The following is a 15,747-nucleotide window of genomic DNA, read 5'->3' on the forward strand; positions in this document are numbered from 1 at the left end:
CCTGGCGGGCCCGGGCGGTGCGCGACGGCCGGTGACGTACGGGTCGGGGGAGTGCCGGTGACCTGAGCAGGCGGCCCTACGGCCGGACGGGCGCCGGTCCCGTGCTCGCCCGGACGGTCAGCTCGGGCGCGAGCAGCACGACCTCGTCCTTGCCGCGCCCCTCGAACTTGGCGACCAGGTGGTCCACGGCGTGCCGGCCCATCTCCTGGGCCGGGATGGCGACGGAGGTCAGCCGCACCGAGGCCTGCACGGCGACCTGGTCGGGGCAGATCGCGACCACCGACACGTCCTCCGGAACGGCCCGCCCCTGCTGCCGCAGCAGGGCGAGCAGCGGCTCGACCGCCGACTCGTTCTGCACGACGAACCCCGTGGTGTCCGGGCGTTCGTCGAGGATCCGGGCGAGGGTGACGGCCATCGCGTCGTACCCGCCCTCGCACGGCCGGTGCAGCAGCCGGACGCCCAGCTCCTTCGCGCGGGACCTGAGCCCGTCCAGGGTGCGCTCGGCGAAGCCGGTGTGCCGCTCGTAGACCGCCGGTGCCTCGCCGATGACGGCGACATCGCGGTGCCCGAGCGCCGCAAGGTGCTCCACGCACAGCGCGCCGGTCGCCTTGAAGTCGAGGTCGACGCAGGTCAGGCCGGTGGTGTCGGCGGGCAGCCCGATCAGCACCGAGGGCTGGTCGGTCGCGCGCAGCAACGGCAGCCGCTCGTCGTCGAGTTCGACGTCCATCAGGATCATCCCGTCGGCGAGCCCGCTGCCGGTGACCCGGCGCACCGCGTCCGGGCCCTCCTCACCGGTGAGCAGCAGCACGTCGTAGCCGTGCGTGCGGGCCGTGGTGGCCACCGCGATGGCGATCTCCATCATCACCGGCACGTACATGTCGGTGCGCAGCGGAACCATCAGCGCGATGATGTTCGACTTGCTGCTGGCCAGGGCGCGGGCCCCGGCGTTCGGGTGGTACCCGAGCTCGCGGATGCTCTGTTCGACCCGCTGCCGGGTGGTCGCGGAGATGGACCGCTTGCCGCTGAGGACATAGCTCACCGTGCTCGCCGAGACTCCGGCGTGCTGGGCGACCTCGGCGAGGGTGACCATCCAGCTCTCCAAGCTTTGTGAAGCGCTTCGACAGTGCGCGTTGCTGAATACAGTGGGTGAGGGTGGTTCGACAGTAGCTCCAGCAGGGGTGGGTGTCCATAGGCTGTCGAAGCGCTTCGATGCCGATCCCGTCCACGCCGACCGGGAGGGCCGACGGGACGACGCTACCTGCGGCAAGCCCTTACCGGAGGCCCGCGACCGCAGGTGCGCCGCCGCCGCCATCGGCTGAACGGACGCGCGAGGACTGGTGGGAGCGTCCGGTTTCGGGTACCAACGATCCAGTAGCACTGGTCGGTAACGAACGGTCCCAGACATCCCACTATGCGGCGAGGTGACCCTCATGTCCGCCCCCAGCACCCCCTCCTCCCGTCCGGCCGTCACGGAACGCGAGGCCCGCCAGGTCGCCGAGGCCGCCCGGGAACAGGAGTGGCGCAAGCCCAGCTTCGCCAAGGAACTGTTCCTCGGGCGCTTCCGGCTCGACCTCATCCACCCCCACCCGCTCCCGACCGAGGAGGCCGCCCAGCGCGGCGAGGAGTTCCTCGCCAAGCTCCGCGACTTCTGCGAGACCAAGGTCGACGGCGCCCTCATCGAGCGCGAGGCGCGCATCCCCGACGAGGTGATCGACGGGCTGAAGGAGCTCGGCGCCTTCGGCATGAAGATCGACACCAAGTACGGCGGCCTGGGCCTGACGCAGGTGTACTACAACAAGGCGCTCACCCTGGCCGGCTCCGTCAGCCCCGCGATCGGCGTGCTGCTCTCCGCCCACCAGTCGATCGGGGTGCCGCAGCCGCTGAAGCTGTTCGGCACGCCGGAGCAGAAGGAGCGGTTCCTGCCGCGCTGCGCCCGCACCGACATCAGCGCCTTCCTGCTGACCGAGCCGGACGTCGGCTCCGACCCGGCCCGCCTCGCCATGACCGCCGTACCGGACGGGGACGAGTACGTCCTCGACGGAGTGAAACTGTGGACCACCAACGGCGTGGTCGCCGACCTGCTGGTCGTCATGGCCCGGGTGCCCAGGAGCGAGGGCCACCGCGGCGGCATCACCGCCTTCGTGGTGGAGACCAACTCGCCCGGCGTCACCGTGGAGAACCGCAACGCCTTCATGGGCCTGCGCGGCATCGAGAACGGCGTCACCCGCTTCCACCAGGTCCGCGTCCCCGCCGCCAACCGCGTCGGCGAGGAGGGGCAGGGCCTGAAGATCGCCCTGACCACCCTCAACACCGGACGGCTCTCCCTGCCCGCGTCCTGCGTGGCGGCGGGCAAGTGGTGCCTGAAGATCGCCCGGGAGTGGTCGGCGGCCCGCGAGCAGTGGGGCAAGCCGATCGCGCACCACGAGGCGGTCGGGTCGAAGATCTCCTTCATCGCGGCGACCACCTTCGCCCTGGAGGCCGTGTCCGACCTGTCCGCGCAGATGGCCGACGAGGACCGCAACGACATCCGCATCGAGGGCGCCCTCGCCAAGCTGTACGCCTCCGAGATGGGCTGGAAGATCGCCGACGAGCTGGTCCAGATCCGCGGCGGCCGCGGCTTCGAGACCGCCGAGTCGCTGCGGGCCCGCGGCGAGCGGGGCGTCCCGGCCGAGCAGGTCCTGCGCGACCTGCGCATCAACCGCATCTTCGAAGGCTCCACCGAGATCATGCACCTGCTGATCGCGCGCGAGGCGGTCGACGCCCACCTGTCGGTCGCGGGCGACCTCATCGACCCCGACAAGTCCCTCTCGGACAAGGCGAGGGCGGGCGCGAACGCCGGTGTCTTCTACGCCAAGTGGCTCCCGAAGCTGGTCGCGGGCCCCGGGCAGCTCCCCGGCACCTTCGGTGAGTTCAAGCACGAGGTGGACCTCTCCGGCCACCTGCGCTACGTCGAACGCACCGCCCGCAAGCTCGCCCGCTCCACCTTCTACGCCATGTCCCGCTGGCAGGGCCGGATGGAGAGCAAGCAGGGCTTCCTCGGCCGGATCGTGGACATCGGCGCCGAACTGTTCGCGATGAGCGCCGCCTGCGTACGTGCCGAACTGCTGCGCAGCCGGGGCGAGAACGGCCGCGAGGCCTACCAACTCGCCGACGTCTTCTGCCGCCAGGCCCGCATCCGCGTCGAGGAGCTCTTCGGCCGGCTGTGGAGCAACACCGACGACCTCGACCGCACCGTCGTCAAGGGCGTGCTGTCCGGCACCTACGCCTGGCTGGAACAGGGCGTCATCGACCCGTCGGGCGACGGCCCGTGGATCGCCGACGCCACCCCCGGCCCGTCCCAGCGGGAGAACGTCCACCGGCCGATCCGGTGACCTGCCCCACACCGGGCGCGCGCCCATGCGGCGCGCGCCCCCGGGAGGGGGGACGCGCTGTCCCGGCAGCGACCCGCGGTGAGGACAATGGGGGAATGAGCGACTCTCCAGCCCCCCTCGCCGACCCGCACCTGGTGTACGACCCGGTGGCGGGCGACGGCCCCAAGGACGTCGTGATCCTCGGCTCCACCGGGTCGATCGGCACCCAGGCCATCGACCTGGTGCTGCGCAACCCCGAGCGGTTCCGGGTCACCGGCCTGTCCGCCAACGGCGGCCGCGTCCCGCTGCTCGCCGAGCAGGCCCGCCGGCTGCGGGTGCGCACGGTCGCGGTCGCCCGTGAGGACGTCGTCCCCGACCTGCGCGAGGCGCTCGCCGCGCAGTACGGCACGGGGGAGCCGCTCCCCGAGATCCTGGCCGGGCCGGACGCGGCCACACAGCTCGCCTCCCGCGACTGCCACACGGTCCTGAACGGCATCACCGGCTCCATCGGCCTCGCCCCGACCCTGGCCGCCCTGGAGGCGGGCCGCACCCTCGCGCTCGCCAACAAGGAGTCGCTCATCGTGGGCGGCCCGCTGGTCAAGGCCCTCGCCAAGCCCGGCCAGATCATCCCCGTGGACTCCGAGCACGCCGCCCTCTTCCAGGCGCTGGCCGCCGGCACCCGGGCCGACGTCCGCAAACTGGTCGTCACCGCCTCGGGCGGCCCCTTCCGCGGCCGTACGAAGGAGGAACTGGCGCACGTCACCGTCGAGGACGCCCTCGCCCACCCCACCTGGGCCATGGGCCCGGTCATCACGATCAACTCCGCGACCCTCGTCAACAAGGGCCTGGAGGTCATCGAGGCGCACCTGCTGTACGACATTCCCTTCGACCGCATTGAGGTGGTCGTGCATCCCCAGTCGTATGTGCACTCGATGGTTGAGTTCACGGATGGATCGACACTGGCCCAGGCGACCCCGCCCGACATGCGCGGGCCCATCGCCATCGGCCTCGGCTGGCCCGACCGCGTCCCCGACGCGGCCCCGAGCTTCGACTGGAGCAAGGCCTCGACCTGGGAGTTCTTCCCGCTCGACAACGAGGCGTTCCCGTCGGTGAACCTCGCCCGGCACGTCGGCGAGCTCGGCGGCACCGCCCCGGCGGTGTTCAACGCGGCCAACGAGGAGTGCGTGGAGGCGTTCCGGCAGGGCACCCTCCCCTTCAACGGCATCATGGAGACCGTCACTCGCATCGTCGAGGAACACGAGGACCACGGCACCGCGGGCACGGGAACCTCGCTCACCGTGCCGGACGTCCTCGAAGCGGAGACCTGGGCGCGGACCCGGGCCCGGGAACTGGCGGCACAGACGGCGGAGGCCCGTGCATGACGACCCTGATGTTCATCCTCGGCATAGTCGTCTTCGCGGTCGGCCTGCTCATCTCGATCGCCTGGCACGAGCTGGGCCACCTGTCCACCGCCAAGATGTTCGGCATCCGCGTGCCGCAGTACATGGTCGGCTTCGGCCCGACCATCTGGTCCCGCCACAAGGGCGAGACCGAGTACGGCATCAAGGCGATCCCCTTCGGCGGCTACATCCGCATGATCGGCATGTTCCCGCCCGGCCCCGACGGCCGCCTGGAGAAGCGCTCCACCTCCCCGTGGCGCGGCATGATCGAGGACGCCCGCTCGGCCGCCTTCGAGGAACTGCAGCCCGGCGACGAGAACCGCCTGTTCTACACGCGCGCGCCCTGGAAGCGCGTGATCGTGATGTTCGCGGGCCCGTTCATGAACCTCGTCCTGGCGGTGGCGCTGTTCCTCGCCGTCCTGATGGGCTTCGGCATCACCCAGCAGACCACCACCGTCGCCTCCGTCTCCAAGTGCGTCATCGCCCAGAGCGAGAACCGCGACGACTGCAAGGCCTCCGACCCGGCCAGCCCCGCCGCCGCGGCGGGCCTCAAGGCCGGCGACACGATCGTCTCCTTCGACGGCGTGCGGACCGACAGCTGGAACCAGCTCTCCGACCTCATCCGCGCCAACCCCGGCAAGGAGGTGCCGATCGTCGTCGACCGCAAGGGCCAGGAGGTGACCCTGCACGCGAAGATCGCCACCAACCAGGTCGCCAAGAAGGACTCCGGCGGGCAGATCGTCGAGGGCCAGTACGTCCAGGCCGGCTTCCTCGGCTTCAGCGCCGCCACCGGTGTGGTCAAACAGGACTTCGGCGAGTCCCTGACCTGGATGGGCGACCGGATCGGGGAGGCCGTCGACTCCCTCGCCGCCCTCCCGGGCAAGATCCCCGCCCTGTGGGACGCGGTCTTCGGCGACGGCCCGCGCGAGCCGGACTCCCCGATGGGCGTGGTCGGCGCGGCCCGTGTCGGCGGCGAGATCGCCACGCTGGACATCCCCGCGACCCAGCAGCTGGCCATGTTCGTCATGCTCGTGGCCGGGTTCAACCTCTCGCTGTTCCTGTTCAACATGCTGCCGCTGCTGCCGCTGGACGGCGGCCACATCGCGGGCGCCCTGTGGGAGTCGCTGCGCCGCCACACGGCCAGGCTGCTGCGCCGCCCCGACCCGGGCCCCTTCGACGTGGCGAAACTGATGCCGGTCGCCTACGTGGTCGCCGGGATCTTCGTCTGCTTCACCCTGCTGGTGCTGGTGGCGGACGTCGTCAACCCGGTGCGCATCTCCTGACCGGTCCTTCAGGAGGCTTCCGCTGAACGAGCAGAACGACATGACGGGGTTCGTCCGCTCCGGAGCCCTGGGCGTGGCCTTCGCGGTGCTCGACGACGGCAGCGGCGACTGCGACCCGAACGACGAGGTCCTGGTCGCCGCGCCCAGCTGGAGGGACGCCGCACGACTGATACGCGCCCGGGGCTACCGGAACCTTCCGCGGCGGCCCGGCCGGCTCCGGCCGTCACCGGACGCCGTCGCCCTCGCGCTCGGCACCCCGGGGGTGGTGTACCGGCGCACGTGGGCGGCCGGGGAGGAATGGCGGTCTGTCGGGTCCGCCCCGTAGGGCGGACCTTCAGGGCGCCGTGTGCTTGCGTTCACGTCCGTGCCGTAATCTCAAGGGTCGGAGCCCGCTGCCTACGGGACCGGACTTGAACCACGACATGGGGTTGCACAGCAGATGACTGCGATTTCTCTCGGCATGCCGTCCGTTCCGACCAAGCTCGCCGAGCGCCGGAAGAGCCGGCAGATCCAGGTCGGATCCGTGGCGGTCGGCGGAGACGCCCCCGTCTCGGTGCAGTCGATGACGACGACCCGGACCTCCGACATCGGCGCCACCCTCCAGCAGATCGCCGAACTGACCGCCTCCGGCTGCCAGATCGTGCGCGTCGCCTGCCCCACGCAGGACGACGCCGACGCGCTGCCGGTCATCGCCAGGAAGTCGCAGATCCCGGTCATCGCCGACATCCACTTCCAGCCGAAGTACGTCTTCGCCGCCATCGAGGCCGGCTGCGCGGCGGTCCGCGTCAACCCCGGCAACATCAAGAAGTTCGACGACCAGGTCAAGGAGATCGCCAGGGCGGCCAAGGACCACGGCACCCCGATCCGCATCGGGGTGAACGCCGGCTCCCTCGACAAGCGCCTGCTCCAGAAGTACGGCAAGGCGACCCCCGAGGCGCTGGTGGAGAGCGCCCTGTGGGAGGCGTCGCTGTTCGAGGAGCACGACTTCCGCGACATCAAGATCTCCGTCAAGCACAACGACCCGGTCGTCATGATCGAGGCCTACCGGCAGCTCGCCGCGCAGTGCGACTACCCGCTGCACCTCGGCGTCACCGAGGCCGGCCCGGCCTTCCAGGGCACCATCAAGTCGGCCGTCGCCTTCGGCGCGCTGCTCTCCCAGGGCATCGGCGACACCATCCGCGTCTCGCTGTCCGCGCCGCCCGTCGAGGAGGTCAAGGTCGGCCTCCAGATCCTGCAGTCCCTCGGTCTGCGCCAGCGCGGCCTGGAGATCGTCTCCTGCCCGTCCTGCGGCCGCGCCCAGGTGGATGTGTACAAGCTCGCCGAGGAGGTCACCGCCGGCCTGACCGGCATGGACGTCCCGCTGCGCGTCGCCGTCATGGGCTGCGTCGTCAACGGCCCCGGCGAGGCCCGCGAGGCCGACCTCGGCGTCGCCTCCGGCAACGGCAAGGGACAGATCTTCGTCAAGGGCGAGGTCATCAAGACCGTCCCGGAGTCCAAGATCGTCGAAACCCTCATCGAGGAGGCCATGAAGCTGGCCGAGCAGATGGAGAAGGACGGCGTGCCCTCCGGCGAGCCCGAGGTGTCGGTCGCGGGCTGACCCCGCCCCACCGGCCACAGCCGCCGCAGCCGTCCTGCCGTGCCGCCCCGGGGGGCGGCACGGCACATGGCCGGCAGGTACAGTGCGGAGGATCAGCAGACCCCTTTGTGTGTGAGGCCCCGCACGTGTTGACGCAGACCACCTCCCGGGTCCTCGAACCGAGCGACCTGGACGCCGCTCTCGCCGTCCTCGACCGCGAACCGGTCGCGAACGCCTTCGTCACCTCCCGGGTACAGGTCGCCGGCCTCGACCCGTGGCGGCTCGGCGGCGAGATGTGGGGCTGGTACGAGGACGGCTCGCTCACGTCCCTGTGCTACGCCGGCGCCAACCTGGTCCCCATCTGCGCCACCCCGCGCGCGATCCGCGCCTTCGCCGACCGCGCCCGGCGCGCCGGGCGCCGCTGCTCCTCCATCGTCGGCCCCGCCGAGTCCACCGCCGAGTTGTGGCGCCTGCTCGAGCCCCACTGGGGCCCGGCCCGCGAGGTCCGCCGCCACCAGCCGCTCATGGTCACCGACCACATGCCCGAGGGCATCGACCCCGACCCCTACGTCCGCCGCGTCCGCAAGGACGAGATGGACACGATCATGCCGGCGTGCGTGGCGATGTTCACCGAGGAGGTCGGCGTCTCCCCGCTGGCCGGCGACGGGGGCCTGCTGTACCAGGCCCGGGTCGCCGAACTCGTCGGCTCCGGCCGCTCCTTCGCCCGCTTCGACGGCGAGGGCAAGGTCGTCTTCAAGGCCGAGATCGGCGCCGCGACGGACCGCGCCTGCCAGATCCAGGGCGTGTGGGTGGCCCCCGAGTACCGCGGCCGGGGCCTGGCGGCCCCGGGCATGGCGGCCGTCCTGCGGTACGCGCTCGCCGACGTCGCCCCCGTGGTGAGCCTGTACGTGAACGACTTCAACACGGCGGCGAGGCGGACGTACCAGCGCGTGGGGTTCCGGGAGGTCGGCGCCTTCATGAGCGTCCTTTTCTGACAGGGGCCGAAGGGGCGCGGACAACTGCGCCGGCGACCACAACCGGCCCGCACCCCGGCCGGCAACCGCGACCCCCCTGTAGGCTCCCCGCCATGGACGTCGTGATCGGCCCACTGGACCTCTCAGCCCACGTCGACGAGGCCCTGCAAGTCCAGGCGGTGGCCTTCGGTCTGGGCCCCGACGAAGTCGCCGTACGCCGCCAGATCGTCCTGCGCCACATGACGTACCCGGGTGCCAGGGCTCTCGGCGCGACCGCCGGCGGCGCACTCGTGGGTTTCGTGTACGGCATGCCCAACGACCGCACCCACTGGTGGTCCACGGTCGTGGAGCCCTACCTGCGCGCCCAGGGACACGAGGACTGGCTCGACGACTCCTTCGTCATCACCGAACTGCACGTCCACCCCGGCCACCAGAACCGTGGCATCGGCCGCTCCCTGATCACCACGATCACCGACAGCGCCACCGAACCCCGTTCGATCCTCTCCGCGATCGACACCGAGAGCCCGGCCCGCGCCCTGTACCGCTCCCTCGGCTACCGGGACCTCGCCCGCCAGGTCCTCTTCCCGAGCGCCGCCAAGCCGTACGCCGTGATGGGCGCCCCCCTGCCGCTGCGCCGCCGCTAACCGATTTCCGCCGTCCGCCGCCCCCCGGCTAACCTCCTGCCATTCACCCTTACGCAGCAGGAGCAGAACCATGGCGAACGCACCGGTCCAGCGCATGTCCCAGTTGATGGTGAAGACGTTGCGCGACGACCCGGCGGACGCCGAGGTCCTCAGCCACAAGCTGCTGGTGCGCGCCGGCTACGTCCGCCGTACCGCCGCCGGCGTGTGGACCTGGCTGCCGCTCGGCAGGAGGGTCCTCGCCAACGTGGAGCGCATCGTCCGCGAGGAGATGGACGCCATCGGCGGCCAGGAGGTGCTGCTCCCCGCCCTGCTGCCGCGCGAGCCGTACGAGGCGACCGGCCGCTGGAACGAGTACGGACAGGAACTGTTCCGCCTCAAGGACCGCAAGGGCGGCGACTACCTCCTCGGCCCCACCCACGAGGAGATCTTCACCCTGCTGGTGAAGGACCAGGCGTCCTCCTACAAGGACCTGCCGGTCATCCTCTACCAGATCCAGACCAAGTACCGGGACGAGGCCCGGCCCCGCGCGGGCATCCTGCGCGGCCGCGAGTTCCAGATGAAGGACTCCTACTCCTTCGACCTGGAGGACGAGGGCCTGGCCCGGTCCTACGCCCTGCACCGCGAGGCGTACCAGAAGATCTTCGCGCGCCTCGGCCTCGACTACCGGATCTGCGCCGCGACCGCCGGCGCGATGGGCGGCTCCAAGTCGGAGGAGTTCCTCGCCCCCGCCGAGGCCGGCGAGGACACCTTCGCGGACTGCCCGAACTGTGACTTCGCCGCCAACACCGAGGCGATCACGTACGAGCTGAAGCCGGTGGACGCCTCGCAGGTCCCCGCCGCCGAGGACATCCCGACCCCCGACACCCCGACCATCGAGACCCTCGCCGCCTCCCTCGGCGTCCCGGCCTCCGCCACGCTGAAGAACCTCCTCGTCAAGGTCGACGGCGAGATCGTCGCGGTCGGCGTCCCCGGCGACCGCGAGGTCGACCTGGACAAGGTCGAGGCGCACTTCGCCCCGGCCGTCGTCGAGATGGTCACCGAGGAGGACTTCGCGGCCCGCCCGGACCTGGTGCGCGGCTATGTCGGCCCGCAGGGCCTGGACAAGGTCCGCTACATCGCCGACCCGCGCGTCGCCCCGGGCACCGCGTGGATCACCGGCGCCAACAAGCCCGACACGCACGCGAAGAACGTCGTCGCGGGCCGTGACTTCGAGGTCGACGCGTACGTCGACGTCGTGGTGGTCCAGGAGGGCGACCCCTGCCCGAAGTGCGGCACGGGACTCAAGCTGGACCGGGCCATCGAGATCGGCCACATCTTCCAGCTGGGCCGCAAGTACACCGACGCGCTCAAGCTCGACGTCCTCGGCCAGAACGGCAAGCCGGTCCGCGTCACCATGGGCTCCTACGGCGTCGGCGTCTCCCGCGCCGTCGCAGCCCTGGCCGAGCAGAGCGCCGACGACAAGGGCCTGTGCTGGCCCAAGGAGGTCGCCCCGGCCGACGTCCACGTGGTCGCCGCCGGCAAGGCCCTGCAGACCGAACTCGCCCTCGACGTCTCCGAGAAGCTCGCCGCCGCCGGCGTCCGCGTCCTGGTCGACGACCGGGCCGGGGTCTCCCCGGGCGTGAAGTTCACCGACGCCGAGCTGATCGGCGTCCCGCAGATCCTGGTGGCGGGCCGCCGCGCCGGCGAGGGCGTGGTGGAACTGAAGGACCGCCGCACCGGCGAGCGCGAGGAGCTGACGGTCGAGGAGGCCATCGCCCGTCTCACGGCCTGACACACCCGTGCACGACGCGCGACGGCGCGCTGACCGCCGACCGCGTCCGTCGCCGGCCACCTGACCCGGAGCCGGCCGGCCTTGCGCCGGCCGATTTCCGGGTCGGACGGTTCACAGCCAGCCCGCGAACTCCAGCAGCAGTTCCGCGTCCCCCCGCCGCCCCACCCGCAGCGCCCGCACGCCCGACTCCACGGCCCGGAACAGCGTCCAGCCGCGCAGCCGTTCCTGGTCCACGTCCAGCGACTCGGCCAGCCGCTTGATCCGCCGCCGGGTCGTCGCGGCCCCGGACGGCTGGGCGATCAGGTCCTCCACCCGGTCGCGGACCAGCCGGGCCAGGTCGAAGGCGCACTCGCCCACCACCGGGTCGGGACCCACGGCCAGCCACGGCATCCGCTCCCCGGCAAGCACCTTGCTCTGCCGGAACGTGCCGTGCAGCAGCCGCTGCTCGGGCGGCGCCGCCAGCAGTTCCTCGCGGGCCGCGAGCGCCGCGTCCACCAGCGGGGCCACCTCCGGGTGGGTGCCGGCGGTGGCCCGCATCGCCTCGGCCTGCCGTCCGGTCCGCTCGGCCACGGTCTCGAAGGGGTGGCCGCCGGGTGGCTCGACCCACAGCCGGCGCAGCGTCCCCGCCGCCTCCAGCAGGGCCTTCGCCTCCGGCAGCGACCGCACCGACACATCCGGATGCAGCCGCTCCAGCAGCAGCACACCCTCGGTGACGAAGGGCTCCAGCAGCTGGACGGCGCCCCGGCCGCCCCAGTGCGCCAGCGCCGCCCGCTCGCTCTCCGGACGGGCCCGCCGCGGGGCCAGCTTCAGCACGGCCGGTGTCCCGTCCGGCATCCGCACCAGCACCACCAGACTGCTGCGCCCGCCGGGCACCTGCACCCGCTCGACGGTCAACTCGCGCAGCGCGACGGCCCGCTGCGCCAGCTCGGGCAGCTCGGCCAGCCAGGCGTCACCCTCCGGCGCCGTCTCACCGAGCGCCCTGACCAGACGCTGCGGCGGTTCGAAAGCCATGCGCGAGTCGTTCCCTTCCTGCCGTCCGCCTCCTGCTGCGCGCCCTACCGGGTCGGCGCCGCCGCTCCCGAGGGCGCGCCCGGCGCCCGCTCGGTGAGCCCAGGGAAGGCTACGCTTTGGCCGCGCCAGCGCACCGCCCGCACCGCCGCCTCCCGCAGCGCCTCCGCGGCCAGCGCACGCCGCGTGCCGCCGGCCGCGCGCACCAGGTCGGAGTACACCCCGGCCACCCGGTCCTCCAGCTCGGCGGCCAGCCGCACGGCCGCGGCCGCGTCCGGCACCGCGAACGGCAGCGCGTACGCGGCGGCCGCGGCGACCGGCTCGCCGCCCAGCTCCTCCACCTCGCGCGCCAGCACGTCCCGGCGCGCCCGGTGCGCGTCGTACGCCGCGCGTGCCTCCGTACGCCGCCGTGCGTCGATACGGCCTCCGACGACGCCGTAGCCGTACACCGCCGCGTGCTCGGCCGCCAGGGCCGCCTGAAGGGCCCTCAGCTCCTGGCCCTGCGCCTTGCTCACCGGTTCCCCTCCGTCAGCAGGTACGCGTGCGCCGCCCCGGCCGCCGCCACCGAGGCCAGCAGCCGCGCCACCTCACCGGGCACGTCCAGCAGCTCCCTGGAGCGCCGGTCGGCGAGGTCCCGCTCGGCGGCGGCCAGCGCGGTCAGGGCGTCCTTCTCGTTCCCCGGCACGATGATCGAGGGGGAAACGGCGGGCGAGGCGGAAACAGACGCCGAGGGCGACACCGAGGGCGAGGGCTCCGGGGACGCCGCGCCGGTCCCGCCGAACGCCGCCGCATGTGCCACGACCTGCTCACGCAGCGGCCGCAGCCGTCCCGCCAGCCCCGGATGGGCCGCGATCACCGCGTCGTACTGCTCCGCCATCCCCGCGCTGTCCCGCGCCGCACGCGCGCGTGCCCGGCCGGCGGCGGTGGGACGGCCGGTGCCGGTGCCGGAGTCCGCGGAGCCGGCGGAACAGCCCGCCAGGACGACAGCCGTCGACGTGACGGCGAGCAGGCTCCTTCTGCGCGGCCCCGGGCGGGTGCGCGACGGTGGGCTGAACGGCACGGCAGACGTCCTCGTGGGCTCGGAGCGGGCTGGTACGGAAGGAAAAGAGTGACCGGAAGGGGCTGGACACTCGTGATCACGGTACCCGGGGACCCGCCCGGGCCCGGTCAGCGCCACCGTCCGTGACCGGGCGGGGTCCCGGGGTGGGACCGTGGACGGCAACACTCCCCGCAACCCGATACCCTTTGACCAGACACGCGACCATCCCACAACAGCACACGCGGCCGAGGAGTCACCCGGATGAGCACCACCCAGAGCGAGAGGCTGCGAGAACTCCTGGAGCCCCTCGTCAGCTCCCAGGGCCTGGATCTCGAAGAGATCGCAGTGGACTCCGTCGGACGCAAGCGTGTGTTGCGCGTCGTCGTCGACTCGGACACGGGCGCCGACCTGGACCAGATCGCCGATGTGAGCCGCGCGCTCTCGGCGAAGCTCGACGAGACGGACGCGATGGGCGAGGGCGAGTACACCCTCGAGGTCGGCACCCCGGGCGCGGAGCGCCTCCTCACCCAGCACCGGCACTACGTGCGCGCCACCGGCCGGCTGGTGAAGTTCCAGCTGAACGAGGGCGGCGAGCTGGTCGCCAGGATCCTGAAGGTCGACGACGACGGCGTCGACCTCGAGGTGCCCGGGGTCAAGGGCCGCAAGGCCACGGCGCGCAGACTCGGCTTCGGCGACATCGCCAGGGCGCGTGTCCAGGTCGAGTTCAGCCGCAAGGACGACGAGAAGCCCTTCGCGTAGGGCCCTCACGAAGGAAGAGGAGGCGTAGCCGTGGACATCGACATGAGCGCCCTGCGGGGCTTGGTACGGGAGAAAGAGATCTCCTTCGACCTGCTGGTCGAGGCGATCGAGTCGGCCCTCCTCATCGCCTATCACCGCACCGAGGGAAGCCGCCGGCACGCGCGCGTGGAGCTCGACCGGCAGACCGGGCACGTGACCGTGTGGGCGAAGGAGGACCCCGAGGACCTGGAGGAGGGGCAGGAGCCCCGCGAGTTCGACGACACCCCCTCCGGCTTCGGCCGGATCGCCGCCACCACGGCCAAGCAGGTCATCCTCCAGCGTCTGCGCGACGCCGAGGACGACGCGACGCTCGGCGAGTACGCCGGCCGCGAGGGCGACATCGTCACCGGTGTGGTCCAGCAGGGCCGCGACCCGAAGAACGTGCTGGTCGACATCGGCAAGCTGGAGGCCATCCTGCCGGTGCAGGAGCAGGTGCCCGGCGAGCAGTACCAGCACGGCACGCGGCTCAGGTCGTACGTGGTGCGGGTGGCCAAGGGCGTGCGCGGACCGTCCGTGACTCTGTCCCGTACGCACCCCAATCTGGTGAAGAAGCTCTTCGCGCTGGAGGTGCCGGAGATCGCCGACGGGTCCGTGGAGATCGCCGCGATCGCCCGTGAGGCCGGTCACCGCACCAAGATCGCCGTACGGTCCACCCGCTCCGGCCTGAACGCCAAGGGCGCCTGCATCGGCCCCATGGGCGGCCGGGTGCGCAACGTGATGGCCGAGCTGAACGGTGAGAAGATCGACATCGTCGACTGGTCGGACGACCCGGCCGAGATGGTGGCGAACGCGCTGTCACCCGCACGGGTGTCGAAGGTGGAGATCGTGGACATGGCCACCCGGTCCGCCCGCGTGACCGTGCCGGACTACCAGCTGTCCCTCGCCATCGGCAAGGAGGGGCAGAACGCCCGCCTCGCCGCCCGTCTGACCGGCTGGCGGATCGACATCCGGCCGGACACCGAGCAGACCGGGGAATAGATCCAGGCCGTGGATCGCTGAGATCACGACAGGTTCCGCACGGCAGCTGTTCGAATCCTCCCCCACAGGGGTGAGGAGCGTACGGGGAGGTAGACTTAACTGTGTCTGGCCGGACGCGCGCCCGCGCCTGCCCTGAACGTACCTGTGTGGGGTGCCGGGAGCGAGCGGCCAAGACGGATCTGCTGCGCATCGTGGCGATCGAGGACGCATGCGTCCCTGATCCTCGCGGTACGCTGCCCGGCCGGGGTGCGTACGTACACCCCGCACTGGTCTGTCTCGACCAGGCGGTACGCCGCCGGGCGTTCACGAGGGCACTGCGCGCCCCGGGAGCGCTCGACACAAAGGCGTTGCGCCAGTACGTCGAGCGGACAACAGTTGCCGAGCAGGCAACAGGGTAAGGAAAGACATGCCGCACGGAACCCCGTGCGGTGTAGGTACCTCGCGAGTCGAAAGCAGGTCGAGATTGCGATGAGCACTCGATGAGTACGCGATGAGTACGCCCATGAACTAGCGACGGTCCGGAGTTCACCCCCGGACCTCAAAGGAGCGAAGTGGCTAAGGTCCGGGTCTACGAACTCGCCAAGGAGTTCGGTGTCGAGAGCAAGGTCGTCATGGCCAAGCTCCAGGAGCTCGGTGAATTCGTCCGTTCGGCGTCTTCGACGATCGAAGCGCCCGTAGTACGCAAGCTGACTGACGCCTTCCAGGGCGGCAGTGGCAACGGCAAGTCCGCTGCCAAGCCCGCGGCCCCCAAGAAGGCCGCCCCCCGTCCCGCGGCGCCGTCGCCGGCCTCCCCGGCGCAGGCCGCACGTCCGGCTGCCCCGAAGCCGCCGGCCGCACCCAAGCCCCCGGCGGCCCAGCAGCCGTCGGCCCCGTCGGCGCCGCGGGACGGGGGGCGGCCTGCTTGGGGGCCGCGGGCTTGGCAGCGG

At 71.8% G+C, this 15,747-nt stretch carries 16 protein-coding genes; 12 read left to right on the forward strand and 4 right to left on the reverse strand.

The annotated features are described in order from the left end of the window. Positions 1–76: 76 nt before the first annotated feature. Entirely contained in the window at positions 77–1,090 is a 1,014-nt protein-coding gene (locus AB0K80_RS19940) for a LacI family DNA-binding transcriptional regulator (protein WP_365671335.1), read from the reverse strand. A 340-nt stretch (positions 1,091–1,430) separates the two neighbouring features. Between AB0K80_RS19940 and AB0K80_RS19945 the strand changes: the two genes are divergently transcribed. The 8 genes from AB0K80_RS19945 (at position 1,431) to AB0K80_RS19980 (ending at position 10,998) form a co-directional block, all read left to right on the forward strand. After that, positions 1,431–3,371, forward strand: coding sequence for an acyl-CoA dehydrogenase family protein (locus tag AB0K80_RS19945; protein ID WP_365671336.1), 1,941 nt, complete (start codon positions 1,431–1,433; stop codon positions 3,369–3,371). A gap of 95 nt (positions 3,372–3,466) precedes the next feature. After that, positions 3,467–4,732, forward strand: coding sequence for a 1-deoxy-D-xylulose-5-phosphate reductoisomerase (gene dxr, locus AB0K80_RS19950; RefSeq protein ID WP_365671338.1), 1,266 nt, complete (start codon positions 3,467–3,469; stop codon positions 4,730–4,732). An 8-nt stretch (positions 4,733–4,740) separates the two neighbouring features. Beyond that, positions 4,741–6,033 (forward strand): site-2 protease family protein, encoded by a 1,293-nt coding sequence (locus AB0K80_RS19955; protein WP_365671396.1) that lies wholly within the window; start codon positions 4,741–4,743, stop codon positions 6,031–6,033. A gap of 40 nt (positions 6,034–6,073) precedes the next feature. Continuing rightward, positions 6,074–6,358: a hypothetical protein gene (locus tag AB0K80_RS19960; RefSeq protein WP_365671340.1), complete on the forward strand. Its 285-nt coding sequence runs from the start codon at positions 6,074–6,076 to the stop codon at positions 6,356–6,358. 114 nt (positions 6,359–6,472) lie between these two features. After that, positions 6,473–7,630, forward strand: a complete 1,158-nt coding sequence (gene ispG / locus AB0K80_RS19965; RefSeq protein ID WP_365671342.1) for a flavodoxin-dependent (E)-4-hydroxy-3-methylbut-2-enyl-diphosphate synthase — start codon at positions 6,473–6,475, stop codon at positions 7,628–7,630. A 125-nt stretch (positions 7,631–7,755) separates the two neighbouring features. Continuing rightward, positions 7,756–8,604 (forward strand): GNAT family N-acetyltransferase, encoded by an 849-nt coding sequence (locus tag AB0K80_RS19970; RefSeq protein WP_365671343.1) that lies wholly within the window; start codon positions 7,756–7,758, stop codon positions 8,602–8,604. Between the two features lie 92 nt (positions 8,605–8,696). Continuing rightward, complete coding sequence (locus AB0K80_RS19975) at positions 8,697–9,227, forward strand: GNAT family N-acetyltransferase (protein ID WP_365671344.1); 531 nt, start codon at positions 8,697–8,699, stop codon at positions 9,225–9,227. 70 nt (positions 9,228–9,297) lie between these two features. After that, positions 9,298–10,998, forward strand: a complete 1,701-nt coding sequence (locus tag AB0K80_RS19980; RefSeq protein ID WP_365671345.1) for a proline--tRNA ligase — start codon at positions 9,298–9,300, stop codon at positions 10,996–10,998. 111 nt (positions 10,999–11,109) lie between these two features. Here AB0K80_RS19980 and AB0K80_RS19985 read toward each other — a convergent pair whose 3' ends face one another. The 3 genes from AB0K80_RS19985 to AB0K80_RS19995 are packed head-to-tail and all read right to left on the reverse strand — an operon-like array spanning position 11,110 to position 13,066. Further along, complete coding sequence (locus AB0K80_RS19985; RefSeq protein WP_365671347.1) at positions 11,110–12,009, reverse strand: aminoglycoside phosphotransferase family protein; 900 nt, start codon at positions 12,007–12,009, stop codon at positions 11,110–11,112. A 44-nt stretch (positions 12,010–12,053) separates the two neighbouring features. Next, the gene (locus AB0K80_RS19990) at positions 12,054–12,521 is read right to left on the reverse strand and encodes a ferritin-like domain-containing protein (RefSeq protein ID WP_365671349.1); all 468 of its coding nucleotides are present in this window, start codon (positions 12,519–12,521) and stop codon (positions 12,054–12,056) included. Continuing rightward, positions 12,518–13,066: a hypothetical protein gene (locus tag AB0K80_RS19995; protein ID WP_365671350.1), complete on the reverse strand. Its 549-nt coding sequence runs from the start codon at positions 13,064–13,066 to the stop codon at positions 12,518–12,520. The genes AB0K80_RS19990 and AB0K80_RS19995 overlap by 4 nt, the downstream gene beginning before the upstream one ends. A gap of 240 nt (positions 13,067–13,306) precedes the next feature. On the opposite strand from AB0K80_RS19995, the gene rimP reads away from it, so the two are divergent. The 4 genes from rimP to AB0K80_RS20015 form a co-directional block, all read left to right on the forward strand. Beyond that, entirely contained in the window at positions 13,307–13,804 is a 498-nt protein-coding gene (gene rimP / locus AB0K80_RS20000) for a ribosome maturation factor RimP (protein ID WP_365671352.1), read from the forward strand. Between the two features lie 30 nt (positions 13,805–13,834). Continuing rightward, on the forward strand, positions 13,835–14,821 hold the full coding sequence (nusA, locus tag AB0K80_RS20005) for a transcription termination factor NusA (RefSeq protein WP_365671354.1): 987 nt from the start codon (positions 13,835–13,837) through the stop codon (positions 14,819–14,821). 101 nt (positions 14,822–14,922) lie between these two features. Continuing rightward, positions 14,923–15,219, forward strand: a complete 297-nt coding sequence (locus AB0K80_RS20010) for a YlxR family protein (RefSeq protein ID WP_365671356.1) — start codon at positions 14,923–14,925, stop codon at positions 15,217–15,219. Positions 15,220–15,372: 153 nt separating this feature from the next. After that, a partial coding sequence (locus AB0K80_RS20015) for a translation initiation factor IF-2 N-terminal domain-containing protein (protein WP_365671358.1) occupies positions 15,373–15,747 on the forward strand: 375 nt, incomplete at its 3' end.

This window comes from Streptomyces sp. NPDC052682 (assembly GCF_040678435.1).
Taxonomy (GTDB): domain Bacteria; phylum Actinomycetota; class Actinomycetes; order Streptomycetales; family Streptomycetaceae; genus Streptomyces.